The following is a 15,690-nucleotide window of genomic DNA, read 5'->3' as shown; positions in this document are numbered from 1 at the left end:
GCTGCGCCGGCTTAGAGGCATCCCTGGACTGGAGAATTCCGATCCAGTTATGCCCCGCTACCGTATTGGGCGGCGCTCAATACGTCTCCGTCATTCCCGCAAGTTTTCCCGATTCCCAGCCTTCCAGAAACTGCGGCACCGCCCGTTGTTGATAATGGAGGCTTTCCGCCACCTCTTTCGCGGCGTCCGGGTGGCATGAAGCCGCCGTGCAGGTGCGCGGCCCCTCGAACGTTTTGACGTACCCGGCGTGGGAAGGCCCCGCCGCGTCGGCCGTGCCGCCCGACAGCGACATGGCCAGCATGATGCCCGCTGCAACGAAGATCTTTCTCATCTCTCTCCTCCTTTCGGGGTTTTTACCACTCCTCCTTCTGTTTCGCGGTCATCTTCTCGAAGTAGATCCCGGCGGAGGTCAGTTTGCGGACCTCCTCCGCGGTGTATCCAAGAGCGGCGAAGTTCAATACGCCGTTCGGGGCGTGGCAGTTCGCGCATGTGAGCGCCTTGCTCCGTGTCACGAGGTGGCTGCTCCCGAAGTAGATCGTCTGCCAGCCCGGGACGGGGTCGTATTCCCGGATACCGAGGGTCTTCGCGGCGGAGGCGACTCCCGCCAGCGTGTCGCCCGTCGCCATCGGCGGGGCGAAATCCATCGAAAGAAGGCTGCCGGTCTTCCGGTCGAAGTAAGCCTTGCCTTCGTATATCTTGAAAGGATGGATGCGGCTTGCTGCGTCCGCACGGGTTCCCTTGGGCCCGATGAACCCGGGCGTGTTTGCGACGGTGCGGTTGTACCAGGCGTACACCGGCGTCGTCTCGTTCGCTTCCATGCGGAGGGTTGTCGGTTCGAAAAAGCCGTCCGCCCCCTGTGTCCACCGGGTAAAGTCTTTCGCCGCCGCGCCGCCGGTTCTGGTTATGTGGCATGTCTGGCAGGCGATCCTTCCGGTGTGGCGATCGATGTCGCCGTCCTTGTGGGGCGTCTCTCCGTGGCAGCCCGAACAGGAAACGCGGATACCGTCGTTCGCCCAGTTGTTAGGGTCGTACCCGGTCGGGATTCTATGGTCCTTCGCGGCATGGCAGTCGACGCAGACCATACCCTTGGCCGCATGGACATCGTTCTCGCGCGTGAAAGCGAATCCGCGTTTCAGGAGGACGCCTCCTCCAGCCGATTCGTGGCATACCATGCAGTTCTTGACGCCGGGCTTGCCGACCGCGAGGGCGGCTTTCACGCTGCGGTCCTGTCCCATGACGATCCTGCCCTTCTCGTCCCTGTACGGCTTGCGGAGGCGGTAATCGTATGACGATGAATGGCATACCAGGCAATCGACCGCGTTCTCCGCGTCCTTTCCCGTGCTCCCCACGTCGCTTGTATGGTTGCCGGGGTGGCAAGTGTTGCATCCGGTAAATTTCGTCTTGCCGGTTTTCGTATTCGGCGGGGTTTCCTTCAGGTCGTTAACGATGTCGTTCCCGTTGCACATCGTGTATATGCGGTTCTTCATCCCGTACTCGGCCCGGGGGTCCGTCCCGTCCACGTTCGTAACCCTGGAGGAATGTTTCCAGTGCACGGTGTCGAGGAACGACCGTGCGGTTCCGGGGTGGCACCCCTGCGTTTCGCACGTCGAAGGGCCCTTGTATCCGTTCTTCTCCAGATAGGCCCTGCCGGGGTGTTCCGCCCCCCAGGCGGCGGAACATGCGCATGCCAACAAAGACAAAACGATCGAATAACGCTTCACGCTTCCCTCCCGTTGCGGCAGCCGCCCGGGATAATCCCGGGCGGCTGAAAATACGCAATATTCACAAAGCTTCCGATGCGGGCCGGTCAGCAGCCCGCCGTCTTACGGAAATACCTGCTGAGGTTCTTCCCGTCTTTCGATTCGTACTTGAGCCTGATCTCGTCCCCGACGACGATGCGGTGGTCCTTGAACTTGTCCAGCGTAAGGTCGTCGGTGACGACGACTGTGACCGCCGCATCGGTCTTGTTGTCCTTGAGCGTCACCGTTGCCGAGGCGGCGTCCTGTCCGGCGATATCGATCGCGGAAATAACGCCGACCAACTTGATTTCACCGTCGGCAGCCGCACCGGCCGGAAAGAGTCCCCCCGCGGCGACGCATGCGAGCATAACGAACACGATCGCGAACCGTTTCATGTGAGCCTCCATTCCTTCGAACTCAGAACTTCACTTCAACCGTCGCGTAGAAATCCGTCGCCTTCTCGACAGGCACCAGCATCTGCGCGTTCGCGGCGTTGACAAGCTCCGACATCTTGACCGGGGCGCCTACCCAGTTGTTGCTTCCAGTGTGGGTGAAGTCGTAGTACTGGTAGCCGACGCGCAGGAAAGTCTTCGCGATGTGCGAAGAAACCGCTTTCTCGTTCAGTTCCTGTATCAGGTAGATTTCGTAGACGTTCCCGCGGGCGCCCAGCTTGCTGGTCCATATGTCGTCCCCCGCCGGAACGAAAGATATCCAGTTTTTTGAGCCGTGATTGTATTCCGCCCCGATCTTCGTCCGGGTGGCCGTGATGTCGTATCGGCCCCCGATGTGGGCTGCCCAGCCGGTCGTCGATTCGCTGCGCCCCGTGAACATGAGGCCTGCGCCCGTGTCGAAGCCGTTAGACAGGATGACCGTCTTTCCGTTGGGATGGGTCTTGTCGAGCGCCCCGCTTCCGAAGATGTTCAGCGTCCCCGGTCCGACCTTCTTCATCGTGCTTAGCAGGGTCAACCCGAACCAGTCGATGTCTCCCAGATCGACGGAGGGCTGGGTATTTCCGAAGACGGTGTTGCTCTTGATGACCGGCGAGTTGAAGATATTCATGCCGCGGTTCCACTGCAGGTTCATGTAGAGCCGGTCAGTGTCGTAGGGAACCAGCGAGACGCCGATCATGTCCGTATCGCGGAGGCCGTTCCCCGAATCCAGCGTAAAGCCGTTTTCGAATGCCCTTCCGTAGCAGAGCTTCGCGTAAGCTCCCGGGAGCGCCTCGATGTCGGGCGCGTATCCGAGGGTCGCCCCGTCGAAGGCGTAATCCACAAGCAAGGCGGGGATGCCCGCGTTCCCCGGTTTCTCGTTGTTCTGCCGAAGGTGGCTCGGGATCCCACCCGTCGATGGACGTCTCCCGACGGAGAACCAGATCGGCTGATCGAAGATGTTGTTGATCGTCACATACGCGTAGTCGACGAAGACCTTTCCGTCGGCGGGGATGTGGCCCGTGGTTCCGTCGAACACGCCGACACGGTCGGCGAAGAACGGCTGGATCGTCCCGCTCGCGCTGCGCAGTCCCGAAACCGCGCTGTCGTCCTGCGAGCCGAATGTCTTGAACATGACGAGACGGGCGGAGGCCGACACGTTTTGCGACGCCTTCGCCTTGAGGTTCAGCCCGAACCGGTTGGTGTAGAGGGTCTCGTTCTTGACATCCGCCCCCGCGGTCGGGGAAGGCGCCGGCCCGCCTCCGAGGAACGCCTGGTACGAAGGATCGAAGAAGTTGAAAAACGTCGGCATTTTCCCGTTAAGGGAATCCGCCCGGAATCGGTAATCTCCTCCGATCGTCAGCCAGTCGAAGGTCGATTTCTTCGCTTCCGGTGCGGGTTCCGCGGCGAGAGATGCTCCCGGCAATGCCACAAGGAGCGCTAAAAGGGTTGACGCCAGTGTTGCGGACCATTTTCTTTTCATTACTTGTCTCCTTTTGTCGACTGTCCCGGAATCCGTATCCGTCCGGCCCTGCCATTGCACTGGCTATAACCATGCCATTTGCTATCGAAAGGGAAACCAGTTGTAATAAAAGGAGTTTTTCCGTCGGGACAAATTCGCCGGAGAATTCAGGTTGTTTCAGTTTGTTTCACGTTAAAGCTGAAACAACCGTCGGAGATGTACGAAACGATCCCAAATAGTATTATTTCAAGCGGTTAACGTGAAACATTCTTGATGAAACGAAATGTATCGCGTGTTAACGTTAATGAAACGTTAAACGTTAAATGCTGGTTAAGGGGGTGCCATGAATACCGAATTGACTTTCGAGAAACTTCTTGTCGAGTCGGTCACCGATGTGATGGTCGCGATTTCGCCGGATGGGCGGATTCTGTTCGCCAACAGGTCCTTTCTCGAAAAGTCGGGTTACCGGTTGGAAGAGATCCTCGGGAAACCATGCAGCGAAGTCGTCCAAGAATCGATCTGCGACTCCGGCTGTCCCTTCGCGGCGGTAATGGAAACGGGTAAGTCCGAGGATCGGTTCGACGTGGAGGTTCGGGGAAAAGGCGGGGAGCCGATGAGCGCCTGCATAAACTTCACCCCGCTCCGCGACTCGGCGGGCAGGACGATAGGCGTTGTCGAGGTGATCCGCGACATCACAAGGCTCAAGGAGTTGAAGGAAAACCTCAGGAAAGCAAGCTCCATGTACCGGAGGGAACGGATCAGGATGCAGACGATCCTCGACAATATTCCCTCGGGAGTCTACACGGTCGACCTGGACATGAAGCTGATGTCCTTCAACCGCTCGCTCGAAAGACTGACCGGATATTCCGCGGACGAGGTCCTCGGGAAGAAGTGCATGGAGGTTTTACGTTCCGATTTCTGCGAGTCCGTGTGCCCGCTCAAGCGGTCGATGCGGACCGGCGAGACGCTTCGGGGAGTCGAGGTGAACCTGCGGGACAGGAACGGGACTGCGATTCCGATCGCGTCCAGCACGGCGGTTCTGCGTGATGAGGAAGGGCGGCAGATCGGCGGGATCTGCTCGTTCCGCGATCTCAGGGAAATGAATTTCATGCCGGTTTCCTCCGGGCAGGTGCGGGAGTTCCAGGGGATACTGAGCAAGAACCATCGCATGCATGAAATTTTCGACCTGATAGAGACCGTCGCCGATTCCGATGCGAACGTCCTGATCGAAGGGGAGAGCGGCACCGGCAAGGAGCTTGCGGCGCGGGCGATCCATCGGTTGAGCGGCCGGTCGGAGAAGCCGTTTCTCGGGGTCAATTGCGCATCCCTCAACGAAAATCTTATGGAGAGCGAGCTTTTCGGACACGTCCGGGGGGCGTTCACGGGGGCGGTAAAGGACCGGGCCGGGCGGTTCGAGATGGCGGAGGGAGGCACGCTCTTCCTCGACGAGATATCGGAGATCGGACCGCATCTGCAGGCGAAGCTGCTCCGCGTCATCCAGGAGAGGGAATACCAGCGGGTAGGGGAGACGAAAACGAGGAAGGCGAATGTGCGGATCATCTCGGCCGCAAACCGCCGCCTCAAGGAGAGGATCACCGGGGGCGCGTTCCGTGACGACCTCTATTACCGGCTCAACGTGGTGTCTGTCACCCTGCCGCCGCTCCGTGACCGCAGGGAGGACATTCCGTTCCTCGTGCAGCATTTCCTGGACCGCTCGCAGGAGCGGCAAGGGGGATGCGCGCGCGCCTTTTCCCCCTTGGCGATGCAGGCGCTGATCGAGTATTCGTGGCCCGGCAATGTTCGGGAACTGGAAAACGCCGTCGAGCGTGCGAACATCTGTTCGCGGGGGACCACGGTCGAGGAGTCCTCGCTTCCGGCCGAAATCCGGTTCAGAGGCGCCGGCGGATCTGTGCCGAATCCTCCCGGACGGGACGGGCAAATTGCGGCGGAGAGGCTTCGGGAGACGCTCGATCGCTGCCGATGGAACCGGGCCGAGGCCGCATCGCAGCTCGGCATGAGCCGCGTTACCCTTTGGAGACGGATGAAACAATTGGGCATAAACCGATAGCGACCTGCCATAAAACCATCGTGATTTGCATCTAACGAACGACAACTCCGGTATTTAACCGGGGTTCGTTCGGGGAACCCAATGGAAATCGCGGCTGTAAGGGAAATCCGTGAAGGGGAAACGCGGGTTGCTCTCGTGCCGGAGTCATGCAAAAAGCTGGTTCAGGCGGGCATCCGGGTTTCCATTGAAAGCGGTGCCGGGGCGGCCGCCCATATCTCCGACGACGACTACCGGGCGGCCGGGGCGGATATCGGGACGGACGTAGCCGGTCTGCTGGCCGGCGCCGATCTTCTCCTCAAGGTGCAACCTCCCGACATGAACCCGGCCCTCGGTCTTCATGAGATAGACATGATGCGCGAGGGCGCAATGCTCCTCGGCACACTGATTCCGGCGCGCCACCCGGACGTGGTGGATAAGCTCGCGGCGCGAAGGATAAGCGCATTCGCCACCGACCGGATCCCCAGGATATCGCGGGCCCAATCCATGGACACGCTTTCATCGATGGCCAACATCGCCGGCTACAAGGCTGCGCTGATCGCCGCCGGTGCGTTGCCGAAATTCTTCCCGATGCTGACGACCGCGGCGGGGACCGTCTTTCCCGCCAAAGTATTCGTTATCGGCGCCGGGGTGGCGGGGCTGCAGGCGATCGCCACGGCGAGGCGCCTGGGAGCCACGGTCGAAGCCACCGACACGCGCCCCGCGGTCAAGGAACAGGTTGAGAGCCTCGGCGCCCGATTCGTCGGCGTCGAAACCGGCGAGAGCGCGCAGGATACCGCAGGCTATGCCCGGGAACTTTCCCCGGAGTTCTACCGGAAGCAGGCGGAACTGATCGCCGATCGGTGCTCGGCCGCCGACGCCGTCATCACGACGGCGCTCATAGGCGGAATTACCGCGCCCAGGCTGATCACCGCGGAGATGGTGCGGGCGATGCGGCCCGGCTCGTTGATCGTCGACCTGGCCGCCGAGGCCGGCGGCAACTGCGAGCTGACCCGGCCCGGCTTCAACGTGACGGAGAGGGGAGTAACGATCTTCGGCCCGCTCAATCTTCCCGCGGAACTCCCGTGGCACGCGAGCGTCCTCTACTCGCGCAACCTGACTTCTTTCGTGCTGGCGTTCTGGAAGGACGGAAAATTCCACCTCGACCTGGACGACGAAATCATTCGCGGAGCGCTTGTAACGCATGGCGGCGCAGTCCGGCTGCCGGATTGGAAAGGCAAGGCGTCTTCATGAGCGCCGACGTCGAACTGGGGCTCTACGTTTTCGTGCTGGCGACGTTCCTGGGATTCCAGGTGATCCGGCGGGTGTCGCCGCTGCTGCATACGCCGTTGATGTCTCTCACCAACGCCATATCGGCCATCGCGGTCGTGGGCTCGATCATGGTGGCGGGCGAGCAGAAGTCCGCGCTTTCCACCGTGCTTGGGACGCTGGCGGTTGCCTGTTCGATGATCAACATCGTCGGCGGCTACCTCATCACCTACCGCATGCTCCGGATGTTCCGGAAAAGCGGGAAAGACAAGCAATGATCGACGCGTTCATCCCTCTCATATACCTTGGAGCGGCGGTATCCTTCATCCTCGCCTTGATGTGGCTTTCGGCCGTAGGGACGGCGCGCCGCGGAGTGATCGTCGGAGTAGCCGGAATGGCGCTGGCGGTGGGCGGGACGCTGCTCAAACCCGAAATCGAGAGTTACCGCTGGATCGCCGTGGCGTTCGTGGCCGGAACCGCGATCGGCATTCCCATGGCGCTGATGCCGATGACCGCCGTGCCGCAGCGGACGGCGCTCTCGCACGCATTCGGGGCGCTGGCCGCGGCGCTGGTAGGGACGGCGGAGTATTATCTGAGGACCCCCCGAATAGACACCTTCACCATGGGCGCCCTTGCGTTCGAGGTGCTGCTGGGATTCCTCACCTTCACGGCGTCGCTTATGGCCTTCGGCAAGCTGCAGGAGATCCTGCCGACGCGACCGATCACCTACCGCAACCAGAATATCGTCAACCTGTCGCTGTTCGGGCTGGCAACCGCCGCCGGCGCCTATCTGACGATACGGCCGGAGGCCTCCTGGCTGTTCCCGGTCTTCGGCGCGATGGCGTTGCTGTTCGGCGTGCTCCTCATCATCCCCATCGGCGGAGCGGACATGCCCACGGTGATCTCGCTTCTCAACTCCTATGCCGGGCTGTCGGCGTCGGCGATGGGATTCGTGCTCAACAATAAACTCCTCATAATAGCCGGAGCGCTGGACGGATCGTCCGGCTTCATACTGTCGGTTATCATGTGCCGGGCGATGAACCGCTCCTTCACCAACGTTCTTTTCGGAGCTTTCGGCCAGATGCAGGCGGGGGCCGCGGCTTCCGCTTCGCCGCGGATCGTGCGCAGCGCAACGCCCGGGGAGGCTGCGGACATTCTGCAGGCGGCGAGCCGGGTGATCGTCGTCCCGGGCTACGGGATGGCGGTGGCGCAGGCGCAGCATAAGCTCCGCGAGATGTTCGATATCCTCACGAGGGCCGGCGTCGACGTGAAATTCGCCATCCACCCTGTTGCCGGCCGGATGCCCGGACACATGAACGTCCTCCTGGCGGAGGCCGACATTCCATACGACAGGCTGATGGAGATGGAGGACGTGAATTCCGAGTTTCCGCAGGCCGACGTGGCTCTCGTCATCGGCGCGAACGACGTCACCAACCCGGCCGCCCGCCACGACCGGAACAGCCCGATCTACGGGATGCCGATCCTGGACGTGGACAAGGCGCGCACTGTGATGGTGATCAAGCGCAGCATGAGTCCCGGATTCGCGGGCATCGACAACGAGCTCTACTACATGGAGCGGACGCTCATGGTCTTCGGCGACGCCAAGGCTGTGGCCGGCGGGATCGTCAAGGAATTGTCTTCCGGCCGGTGAGACGGTTCGTGCAAGGAGAGGATCCGGAGGGCGAAAGCGCGTAACTTCGCCCTCCGGCGTTCAACGCATCAGTACTTTGGTCCAGGAGCAGGACTGGATTTTTCGGCCCCTTCCGCCTCTTTCTTCAACATGCCGTTTTTAAAGGAGACATGGTCGCCGATCTTGATGTTCTTCAGCTCTTCCGGCCCTGTCGCCTGAATCGTTTTTTCCATGCCCATGTTGTCCTGGATCGTTACCCTGGTGCCCTCGATCCTGGTGACGGTGCCCTTCAATTCCTCGTGGCTCATCGCCGTCGAAATGCCCGGAATTCCCAGGCCCAGGATAAACGCCGCCGCCGCCAACATTGCCACTGCCTTTCTCATGTTCATGATCTCATCTCCTCCCGGTGGGCTGTATTTCCCAAGGTCCCGCCGTGCGGGACGAAAGGAAGTTATGGGGGTTGGATTCCCGCCGGCCGCAAGCGATTCCGGAAGGCTGCTATGCAGCGCGGATGATCGGATATCCCGCTTTCTCCCATGCCTCGACGCCGCCCAACAGCACTTTCACCTTCGTGAACCCCTGTCCGAGGAACCGGGCCGCCTGACCGGCGGCGGTAGCCTCGTTGGGTCACGCGCAATAAAAGACGATTTCCCTGCAACTTCCGCCATGACGGACCTCCTTTCGACGTCCATCAACATTCGATGTGCAAAAAGGGGATTCGATCCGCAGGCATCGAAAGAATATTTCAGTCGGGCCGCGAGTTTCCGCCAGGTTGGATGAGTTCCCGATCCATGCCATGGTCTCGGGCGATCAGCATGTAGATGGAAGGGATGACGAACAATGTGAAGAGCGTCCCGATGAACATCCCGCCGACCAGAACAAGGCCGATGGAATTTCTTGCGGCGGCGCCGGCGCCGGTGACCAGCGTCAGCGGGAAGTGGCCGCCGATCGTTGCGGCGCTCACCATGAGGATCGGCCGGAGCCGGATCATCGCGGCCTGGCGCACGGCATCGAGCTTCGACTTTCCCTCGATCTGCAGCTGGTTGGCGAACTGGACGATCAAAATGCCGTTCTTGGACACCAGCCCGACGAGAGTCACCAGTCCGACCTGCGAGTAGATGTTGAGTGTGGTGGTCCAGCCGCGGGTCCAGAAGGGGACGTTGGGGTCGGGCATCTTCAGGAACGTGAAGATCAATGCCCCGAACATGGCCAGAGGCACCGAACCCGCCAGGATGACGAAGGGATCGCGGAAACTGTTGAACTGGGCGGCCAGCACCAGGAAGATCAGTATGATGGCCAGGGTGAAAGCAGGCAGAAACTTTTCCCCTTCGGTGCGGAGCTGGCGGGACTCGCCCGTGTAATCGATGACGTAGCCCTTGGGCAGTATCTTCGCCGCCTCGTCCTCCATGAAGCGCAGCGCCTCGTCCAGCGGCCGGACGGCCACGCCGCTGATCTTCACCGCATTGAGCTGCTGGAACCGGTTGAGCGATCGGGGGACTACCGATTCGCGCAGGGTTGCCACCGTGCTTAATGGCACAAGCCTGCCGTTCGGGCCCGTGACGTAAACGTCCTGGAGTTGGCCGGGATTCAGCCGTCCGACGCGCTGGATCTGAGGGATGACCTTATAGCTGCGGCCCGATATGTCGAAGCGGTTTACGAAGTCGCCGCCCACCAGCCCGCCAAGGTCGCCTCCCACCTGTTCCAGGTTCAGACCCATCGCCGCCACCTTGTCCCGGTCGATCACGAATTCGGTTTGGGGCTGGTCGATCTTTACGTCGATCACAGGCGGGAAGGCGAATATCCCGCTTTGCATGGCTTTCACCTGGATCTTTTGGGCGAATTCGAGTATCCGGGGAGTTTCGGCCGTCGACGCCAATATGAATTCCACGGGGAAATCGCCTCCTCCGGGGAGCGCAGGGGGGGGCACCGCGAAGGTCCGTATGCCGGGGATCTTCTGAAGCTCATGCCGGACCCCGGGAAGGATCTCGAATATGGTCCGCTTCCGTTCCTTCCAGGGCTTTGCCACCATGCCGCCGAAACCGCCGCTCGGAAAAGTGATCTGGAAAGTGAAGTCGGTTTCCGGCGTGCTCTGGTAGACGCGGTTGACCTCCGTCGCGAAGATGCTGTTCTGGTCGAGGGTGGAGTTGGCGGATGTGTCCAGGATGCCGAAGATGACGCCCTGGTCCTCCATCGGCGCCAGCTCCTTCGCGGACATGATGAACATCGGGACGCTGGCGAGCGACACGGCTATCCAGATCGCATAAACCGCGGGACGCGCCGCGAGGGTATTGTCCAGCAGCCGGCCGTACGCGTTTTTCAGGCGATCGAAACCGCGGGTTATGCGTCCGGCCAGACCGCGTTCCTCGAGACCGGGCTTCAGCATCTTCGCCGACATGACCGGCGAAAGGGTCAGCGCCACGACTCCCGAGATGGCTACGGCTCCGGCGAGCGTGAACGCGAACTCCCTGAAGAGCGCTCCCGTAAGTCCCCCCTGGAGCCCTATGGGAAGATAGACCGCCGCCAGGGTGACGGTCATCGCGATGATCGGCCCGACCAGCTCCCGGGCGCCGATCAGCGCCGCGTCAAGGGGCGTTTTCCCCTCGCGCATGTGGCGCTCCGCATTTTCCACGACGACTATGGCGTCGTCGACGACAAGGCCGACAGACAGGACGATGGCCAGGAGCGTCAGCAGGTTTAAAGTGAACCCGAAGACCTGCATCAGGAAAACCCCCCCGATCAGCGACAACGGGATCGCCACCACCGGGATCATGACCGAGCGGAACGACCCGAGGAACAGGAAGATCACGACGACGACGATCAGCAGCGTGTCTCCCAGTGTTTTCAGGACCTCGCGGATCGCGTTGGTGATGTAGTCTGTGGCGTCGTAAGCCACGCGGGCCGTAAGTCCCACCGGCAGGTCGCGGCTGATCGAGTCCATCTCGGCCCGCACCCGCTTGATGACGTCGACCGAGTTGGCGTTCGGGAGCGGCCATATGCCCATGAAAACCGCGGTCTGGCCGGAGAAGCGGACCTCCGCGTCGTAGTCCTCGGCGCCCAGCACCACGTCGGCGATGTCGCCCAGCCTGACTATCGTTCCGTTCCGCTGCCTCACGGCCAGGCGCTTGAATTCCTCTACCGTGCGAAGGTTCGTGTCCGCAGTGAGGTTTACCTGGATGTACGTGCCTTTGCTTCTCCCGAGGGCGGAGAGGAAGTTGTTGGCCGCCAATGCCTGCCGCACCTGGACCGGGCTGACGTCGTGCGCGGCCATCCGTTCCGGCTTGAGCCATATGCGCATGGCGAATGTGCGGGCGCCCAGGACGTCCGCCCGCTGCACCCCCGGTATCGCCGAAAGTCGGGGCTGGACGATCCTTACGAGGTAGTCGGTGATCTCGTTCTGCTCAAGCAGGTCGGAGCTGAAGCTCAAGTAGGCCGATGCGAACCGGCTGTCGGCCGATTCGATGTTTATGACCGGCACTTCCGCCTCGGGGGGAAGGTCGCGGCGCACCTGGTCTACCTTGGAGCCTATCTCCGCAAGGGCCTTGGTGGAATCGTAGTTGAGCCGGAGACGCACGTTGATCGTGGAGAGGCCGAGGGCGCTCTGCGATTCCATGTACTCGATTCCGTCGGCGGCCGCTATGGCCCTCTCCAGCGGCGAGGTTACGAACCCGCGCACAAGGTCAGCGCTTGCGCCGATGTAAACCGTGGTGACCGTCACCATCGCGATCTCGCTGCGCGGGTACTGGCGGACGTTTATGGTCCGGATCGCCTGAAGGCCCCCGATGATGATGAGCAGGTTGATCACCAGCGCCAGGACCGGCCGCCGGATGAAAAGGTCGGTGAATTTCATATGTTTCAGCTGTTCTCCGGTTTCGGGGCTTCCTGGAATTTCGGCGCGAGACGGTTATCGACGGTCACCGCTTGTCCGTTGCGGAGCTTGAAAACGCCGGTGCTGACGATGTTCTCCCCTTCCTTCAGTCCGTGGGCGACGGCGACGAAGTCTCCGCGCTTTTCCCCGAGCCGCACGAACTGCTGGCGCAGAACCTTGCCTCCTTTTCCTTCCCTGGCGTCCTCTACGACGAAAACCGAATCGCCGTAAGGGGCATAGAGAACCGCCGTGGCGGGAACGGCGAGCACTTTCTGCCGGACCGGCAGGCCGACCGCCGCGTTGACGAACATTCCGGGTCTCAAGCTTTCCTTCGGGTTCTGCGCCGTCGCCTGCAGGCGGATGTTTCGGGTTTCCGCGTCAACCAGCGGGTTGATCGCAGTTATGCGTCCGCCGAGCGTTACCCCCGGCAGGGCATCGCAAGTCACCTTGACCGGGAGACCGACCCGCAACCGCCCGATGTGTTGTTGCGGAAGGGAGAAGTCGACATAGACCGGGTCGAGGGATTGCAGCGTGACGATAGGATCGCCTTCGCGGAGGATCTGGCCGAGGTTCACCTGGCGGATGCCGATCCTGCCGCCGAAGGGGGCGCGGATCGTCTTTTTGCCGATGGCGGCGCGGATGCTTTCCGCCAGCGCGATCGCCTGGTCGCGCGCGGCGACGGCCGCGTCGAAGTCGGCCTGGGAAATGATCCGTTCCGCCAGCATCTTTTCGTTGCGGGCGAGGACGGTCTGCGTTAGTTTCACCTGCGCCACGGCGCCGGGGAGCTGTGCATCCTCCGAGCTGGTGTCCTGCCGGATCAGCAGGTCCCCCTTCTTTACCTTCGCCCCCGGCTCGAACACGATTTCCGTCACCTTCCCTGTCAGTTCGGCGGCCACGGTTACCCCCTGGACCGCGCTGATCGATCCGACCGCGCCAAGCGCCGTTTCCCACGATTCGGTCCGTGCAGCAACGGCGGTCACCGTCTCGGGCGGAGGAACGAAATTCTTCCCCTGTTCGTCCATCTTCCGGAATTGCATGATCTTGGCCGCTGCAAGCGCGGCGATAACGATCAAAATCGCGGCGACGACGAGGATGATCCGTTTTTTCATGGCGTGAAGGCTCCGTTAAGGACTTATTCGACCGTTCCGCGATATTTTATCCGCGCCGCTCTCAGGTTCGCCGTTCCACCATCCGCCGCCGAGCGCCTGGAAGAGGGCGGCCGTGTCGGAAAGGCGGGCCGCCCGGGCCTGGACGAGTTCGATAACCGCCTGCCTGTGCTGCCGCTCGGCGTTAAGCAGCGTCAGATAGCCGACCGCGCCGAGTTCGAATTGCCGCCGTGCGAGCTCGAGTGATTCCCGGGCCGCGGCTTCGGCCCCGGCCTGCGCCTTGAGCGTTTGAGCGTCCTTTTCAAGAGCACGCAGGGCGTCGGCTACGTTCTGGAAAGCAAGGAGGACGGTTTCGCGGTATTGAGCCGCCGCCTCGTCATAGGCGGCGATCGCGGCTCGCCGCTTCGCGGTCAGCTCTCCGCCCCGGAAGATAGGCTGGAGCAGCCCCGCTCCGACGCTCCAGATCGAGGATCCCGAGCCGAACAGGTCCTGCGGCCTTGTGGCCAGCGATCCCATGTTGCCCGTCAGGGTGATCTGCGGGTAGAGGTTCGCCGTGGCCACGCCGATCCTGGCGGACGCCGCGTGCAGCACCTCTTCCGCGGCTCTTATGTCCGGCCTGCGGCGCGCCATCGACGAAGGCAGACTCAGGGGAAGTTCCTGCGGCAGGTTCATTCCGTCGAGCGCGAATTCCGGGAGCGTCGCCGCGTGCTCGGGATATCTGCCGGCGAGCAGCGCCAGCCGGTGGCGCGCCTGCGCAAGCTGTTTTTCCAGTTCCGGCAGGGCAGCCCTGGTCTGTGCGAGCTGCGCCTTCTGGGCGAGGACGTCCGGGAGGGATGCCCCGCCGAGCTGATGCCGCCGCTCCACCAGGCCAAGCTGCATCTCTTCCGCGGACGCAATATCCCTGGTCGCCGCGATCCGGGCGCGCAGATCTGCTTCGCGCACCGCCGTCGTGACGATGTTGGCGGCAATAGCGAGCCACGCGCCTTCGCGCTGGTATCGCCGGTAATCTATTTCCGCCTGAAGGGCCTCAAGTTCACGCCTCGTGCCGCCGAACAGATCGAGCGCATACGTTACGCCGATCGATGCGTTGTAGAGGTTGAAGGGGGAGATGTCGAGCTGCGGCTGGCCGAACGACGCCCCTGATGATTTCTGCCTGCTCGCCGAGGCGCTGCCCGATACCTGCGGAAATAGAGCTCCGAATTGCGCCCTGCGGTTCTGTTCCGCGATGCGGAGCCTCGCCTCCGCCGCGGAGAGCGAAGGATTGTCCGCAAATGCCTGGCGGATCAGGTTGTCAAGCGGCTTCGAGCGGAACAGTTCCCACCACTGCGCGGGAATCTTCTCACCCTCCACGAATCGCTGGGCGGCTCCCCCAGCCGACGGCGCCGCGGCCGTCTCTGCGGGGAAATCCTTTCCGGCATATGAAGCCGCCGCGGGGGAAGCGGGACGGCGAAAATCGGGCCCGGCCGCGCAACCTGCGAGGGCTGCGACGAATAACGCGACAATGTTCCGCATGCATCGTTTCATGCGTAATTTCCCGTCCATAGAGTTTCGGCTGCGTCATCATAAGATCGTGCATAAAAAAATTAGATGCAAGTCCATTCCAACTTATCTCATGAACTACGTTCAACTCGGACGCCTGCTGCGCCTGGATCGCCTCGACATGATCCCTCATGGAGACCGTATGCCTGCCCCCGCCCGATGAAACCGCGGCGCGGGATTATTTCTCAAAAGAAGTGTAGAGAGAAGATCCCGGTCAAGGGAAAGGCCACACCGGAGGTGTTATATGGAACTGAAAGGAAAGCGGGTTGCGGTCCTGGTGGAAAACCTCTACGAGGACCTGGAACTTTGGTATCCAGTGTTGCGCCTGAGGGAAGCCGGCGCCGACGTTTCGATCGTGGGGCCGTTGGCATCCACGTATACTTCCAAGCACGGCTACGAGGCGAGAGCGAACATCGGCGTGGAGCAGGCCGATGCGGGCGGCTTCGACGCGGTGATCGTACCCGGAGGCTATGCGCCGGACCGGATGCGCCTGCGTAAGTCGATGGTCGACCTGGTTCGCGAATCGTACCGGCAGGGGAAAGTGGTCGCCGCCATATGCCACGGCGGCTGGATGCTCGCGTCGGCGAACGTCCTGCGCGGGAGAAGAG

General features: G+C 61.9%; 13 protein-coding genes. 5 read left to right on the top strand and 8 right to left on the bottom strand.

What is annotated here, in order from left to right; genetic code table 11:
• Positions 1 to 76: 76 nt before the first annotated feature.
• The 4 genes from HY896_13980 to HY896_13965 all read right to left on the bottom strand — a co-directional run bounded on the left by HY896_13980 (position 77) and on the right by HY896_13965 (position 3,650).
• Positions 77 to 331 (bottom strand): hypothetical protein, encoded by a 255-nt coding sequence (locus HY896_13980; GenBank protein MBI5577456.1) that lies wholly within the window; start codon positions 329 to 331, stop codon positions 77 to 79.
• Between the two features lie 22 nt (positions 332 to 353).
• Positions 354 to 1,721, bottom strand: coding sequence for a cytochrome C (locus HY896_13975; protein ID MBI5577455.1), 1,368 nt, complete (start codon positions 1,719 to 1,721; stop codon positions 354 to 356).
• Between the two features lie 86 nt (positions 1,722 to 1,807).
• Positions 1,808 to 2,134: a hypothetical protein gene (locus HY896_13970; protein MBI5577454.1), complete on the bottom strand. Its 327-nt coding sequence runs from the start codon at positions 2,132 to 2,134 to the stop codon at positions 1,808 to 1,810.
• A 22-nt stretch (positions 2,135 to 2,156) separates the two neighbouring features.
• Entirely contained in the window at positions 2,157 to 3,650 is a 1,494-nt protein-coding gene (locus HY896_13965; protein ID MBI5577453.1) for a DUF3373 domain-containing protein, read from the bottom strand.
• A 322-nt stretch (positions 3,651 to 3,972) separates the two neighbouring features.
• Between HY896_13965 and HY896_13960 the strand changes: the two genes are divergently transcribed.
• The 4 genes from HY896_13960 (at position 3,973) to HY896_13945 (ending at position 8,593) form a co-directional block, all read left to right on the top strand.
• Positions 3,973 to 5,697: a sigma 54-interacting transcriptional regulator gene (locus tag HY896_13960; protein ID MBI5577452.1), complete on the top strand. Its 1,725-nt coding sequence runs from the start codon at positions 3,973 to 3,975 to the stop codon at positions 5,695 to 5,697.
• A gap of 81 nt (positions 5,698 to 5,778) precedes the next feature.
• Positions 5,779 to 6,927 (top strand): Re/Si-specific NAD(P)(+) transhydrogenase subunit alpha, encoded by a 1,149-nt coding sequence (locus tag HY896_13955; protein ID MBI5577451.1) that lies wholly within the window; start codon positions 5,779 to 5,781, stop codon positions 6,925 to 6,927.
• Positions 6,924 to 7,220 carry an NAD(P) transhydrogenase subunit alpha gene (locus HY896_13950; GenBank protein ID MBI5577450.1) on the top strand — a complete coding sequence of 99 codons (297 nt, stop codon included), beginning with the start codon at positions 6,924 to 6,926 and terminating at the stop codon, positions 7,218 to 7,220. The genes HY896_13955 and HY896_13950 overlap by 4 nt, the downstream gene beginning before the upstream one ends.
• Positions 7,217 to 8,593 (top strand): NAD(P)(+) transhydrogenase (Re/Si-specific) subunit beta, encoded by a 1,377-nt coding sequence (locus HY896_13945; GenBank protein MBI5577449.1) that lies wholly within the window; start codon positions 7,217 to 7,219, stop codon positions 8,591 to 8,593. The genes HY896_13950 and HY896_13945 overlap by 4 nt, the downstream gene beginning before the upstream one ends.
• A gap of 68 nt (positions 8,594 to 8,661) precedes the next feature.
• Here HY896_13945 and HY896_13940 read toward each other — a convergent pair whose 3' ends face one another.
• The 4 genes from HY896_13940 to HY896_13925 all read right to left on the bottom strand — a co-directional run bounded on the left by HY896_13940 (position 8,662) and on the right by HY896_13925 (position 15,067).
• A complete protein-coding gene (locus tag HY896_13940) occupies positions 8,662 to 8,961 on the bottom strand; it encodes a hypothetical protein (protein ID MBI5577448.1) in 300 nt (99 codons plus the stop codon).
• Between the two features lie 356 nt (positions 8,962 to 9,317).
• The gene (locus HY896_13935; protein MBI5577447.1) at positions 9,318 to 12,419 is read right to left on the bottom strand and encodes an efflux RND transporter permease subunit; all 3,102 of its coding nucleotides are present in this window, start codon (positions 12,417 to 12,419) and stop codon (positions 9,318 to 9,320) included.
• A gap of 5 nt (positions 12,420 to 12,424) precedes the next feature.
• On the bottom strand, positions 12,425 to 13,546 hold the full coding sequence (locus HY896_13930) for an efflux RND transporter periplasmic adaptor subunit (GenBank protein ID MBI5577446.1): 1,122 nt from the start codon (positions 13,544 to 13,546) through the stop codon (positions 12,425 to 12,427).
• A 15-nt stretch (positions 13,547 to 13,561) separates the two neighbouring features.
• Positions 13,562 to 15,067, bottom strand: a complete 1,506-nt coding sequence (locus tag HY896_13925) for an efflux transporter outer membrane subunit (protein ID MBI5577445.1) — start codon at positions 15,065 to 15,067, stop codon at positions 13,562 to 13,564.
• 259 nt (positions 15,068 to 15,326) lie between these two features.
• Here HY896_13925 and HY896_13920 point away from each other — a divergent pair.
• Positions 15,327 to 15,690, top strand: a 364-nt coding sequence (locus HY896_13920) for a DJ-1/PfpI family protein (GenBank protein ID MBI5577444.1), incomplete at its 3' end; no start/stop codon positions are given.

The sequence above is a fragment of the Deltaproteobacteria bacterium genome, assembly GCA_016218975.1.
In the GTDB taxonomy this organism is placed as follows: domain Bacteria; phylum Desulfobacterota; class Deferrimicrobia; order Deferrimicrobiales; family Deferrimicrobiaceae; genus JAENIX01.
The sequence above is the reverse complement of the archived record's forward strand: the minus strand, read 5'-3'. Positions and strand labels throughout refer to the sequence as shown.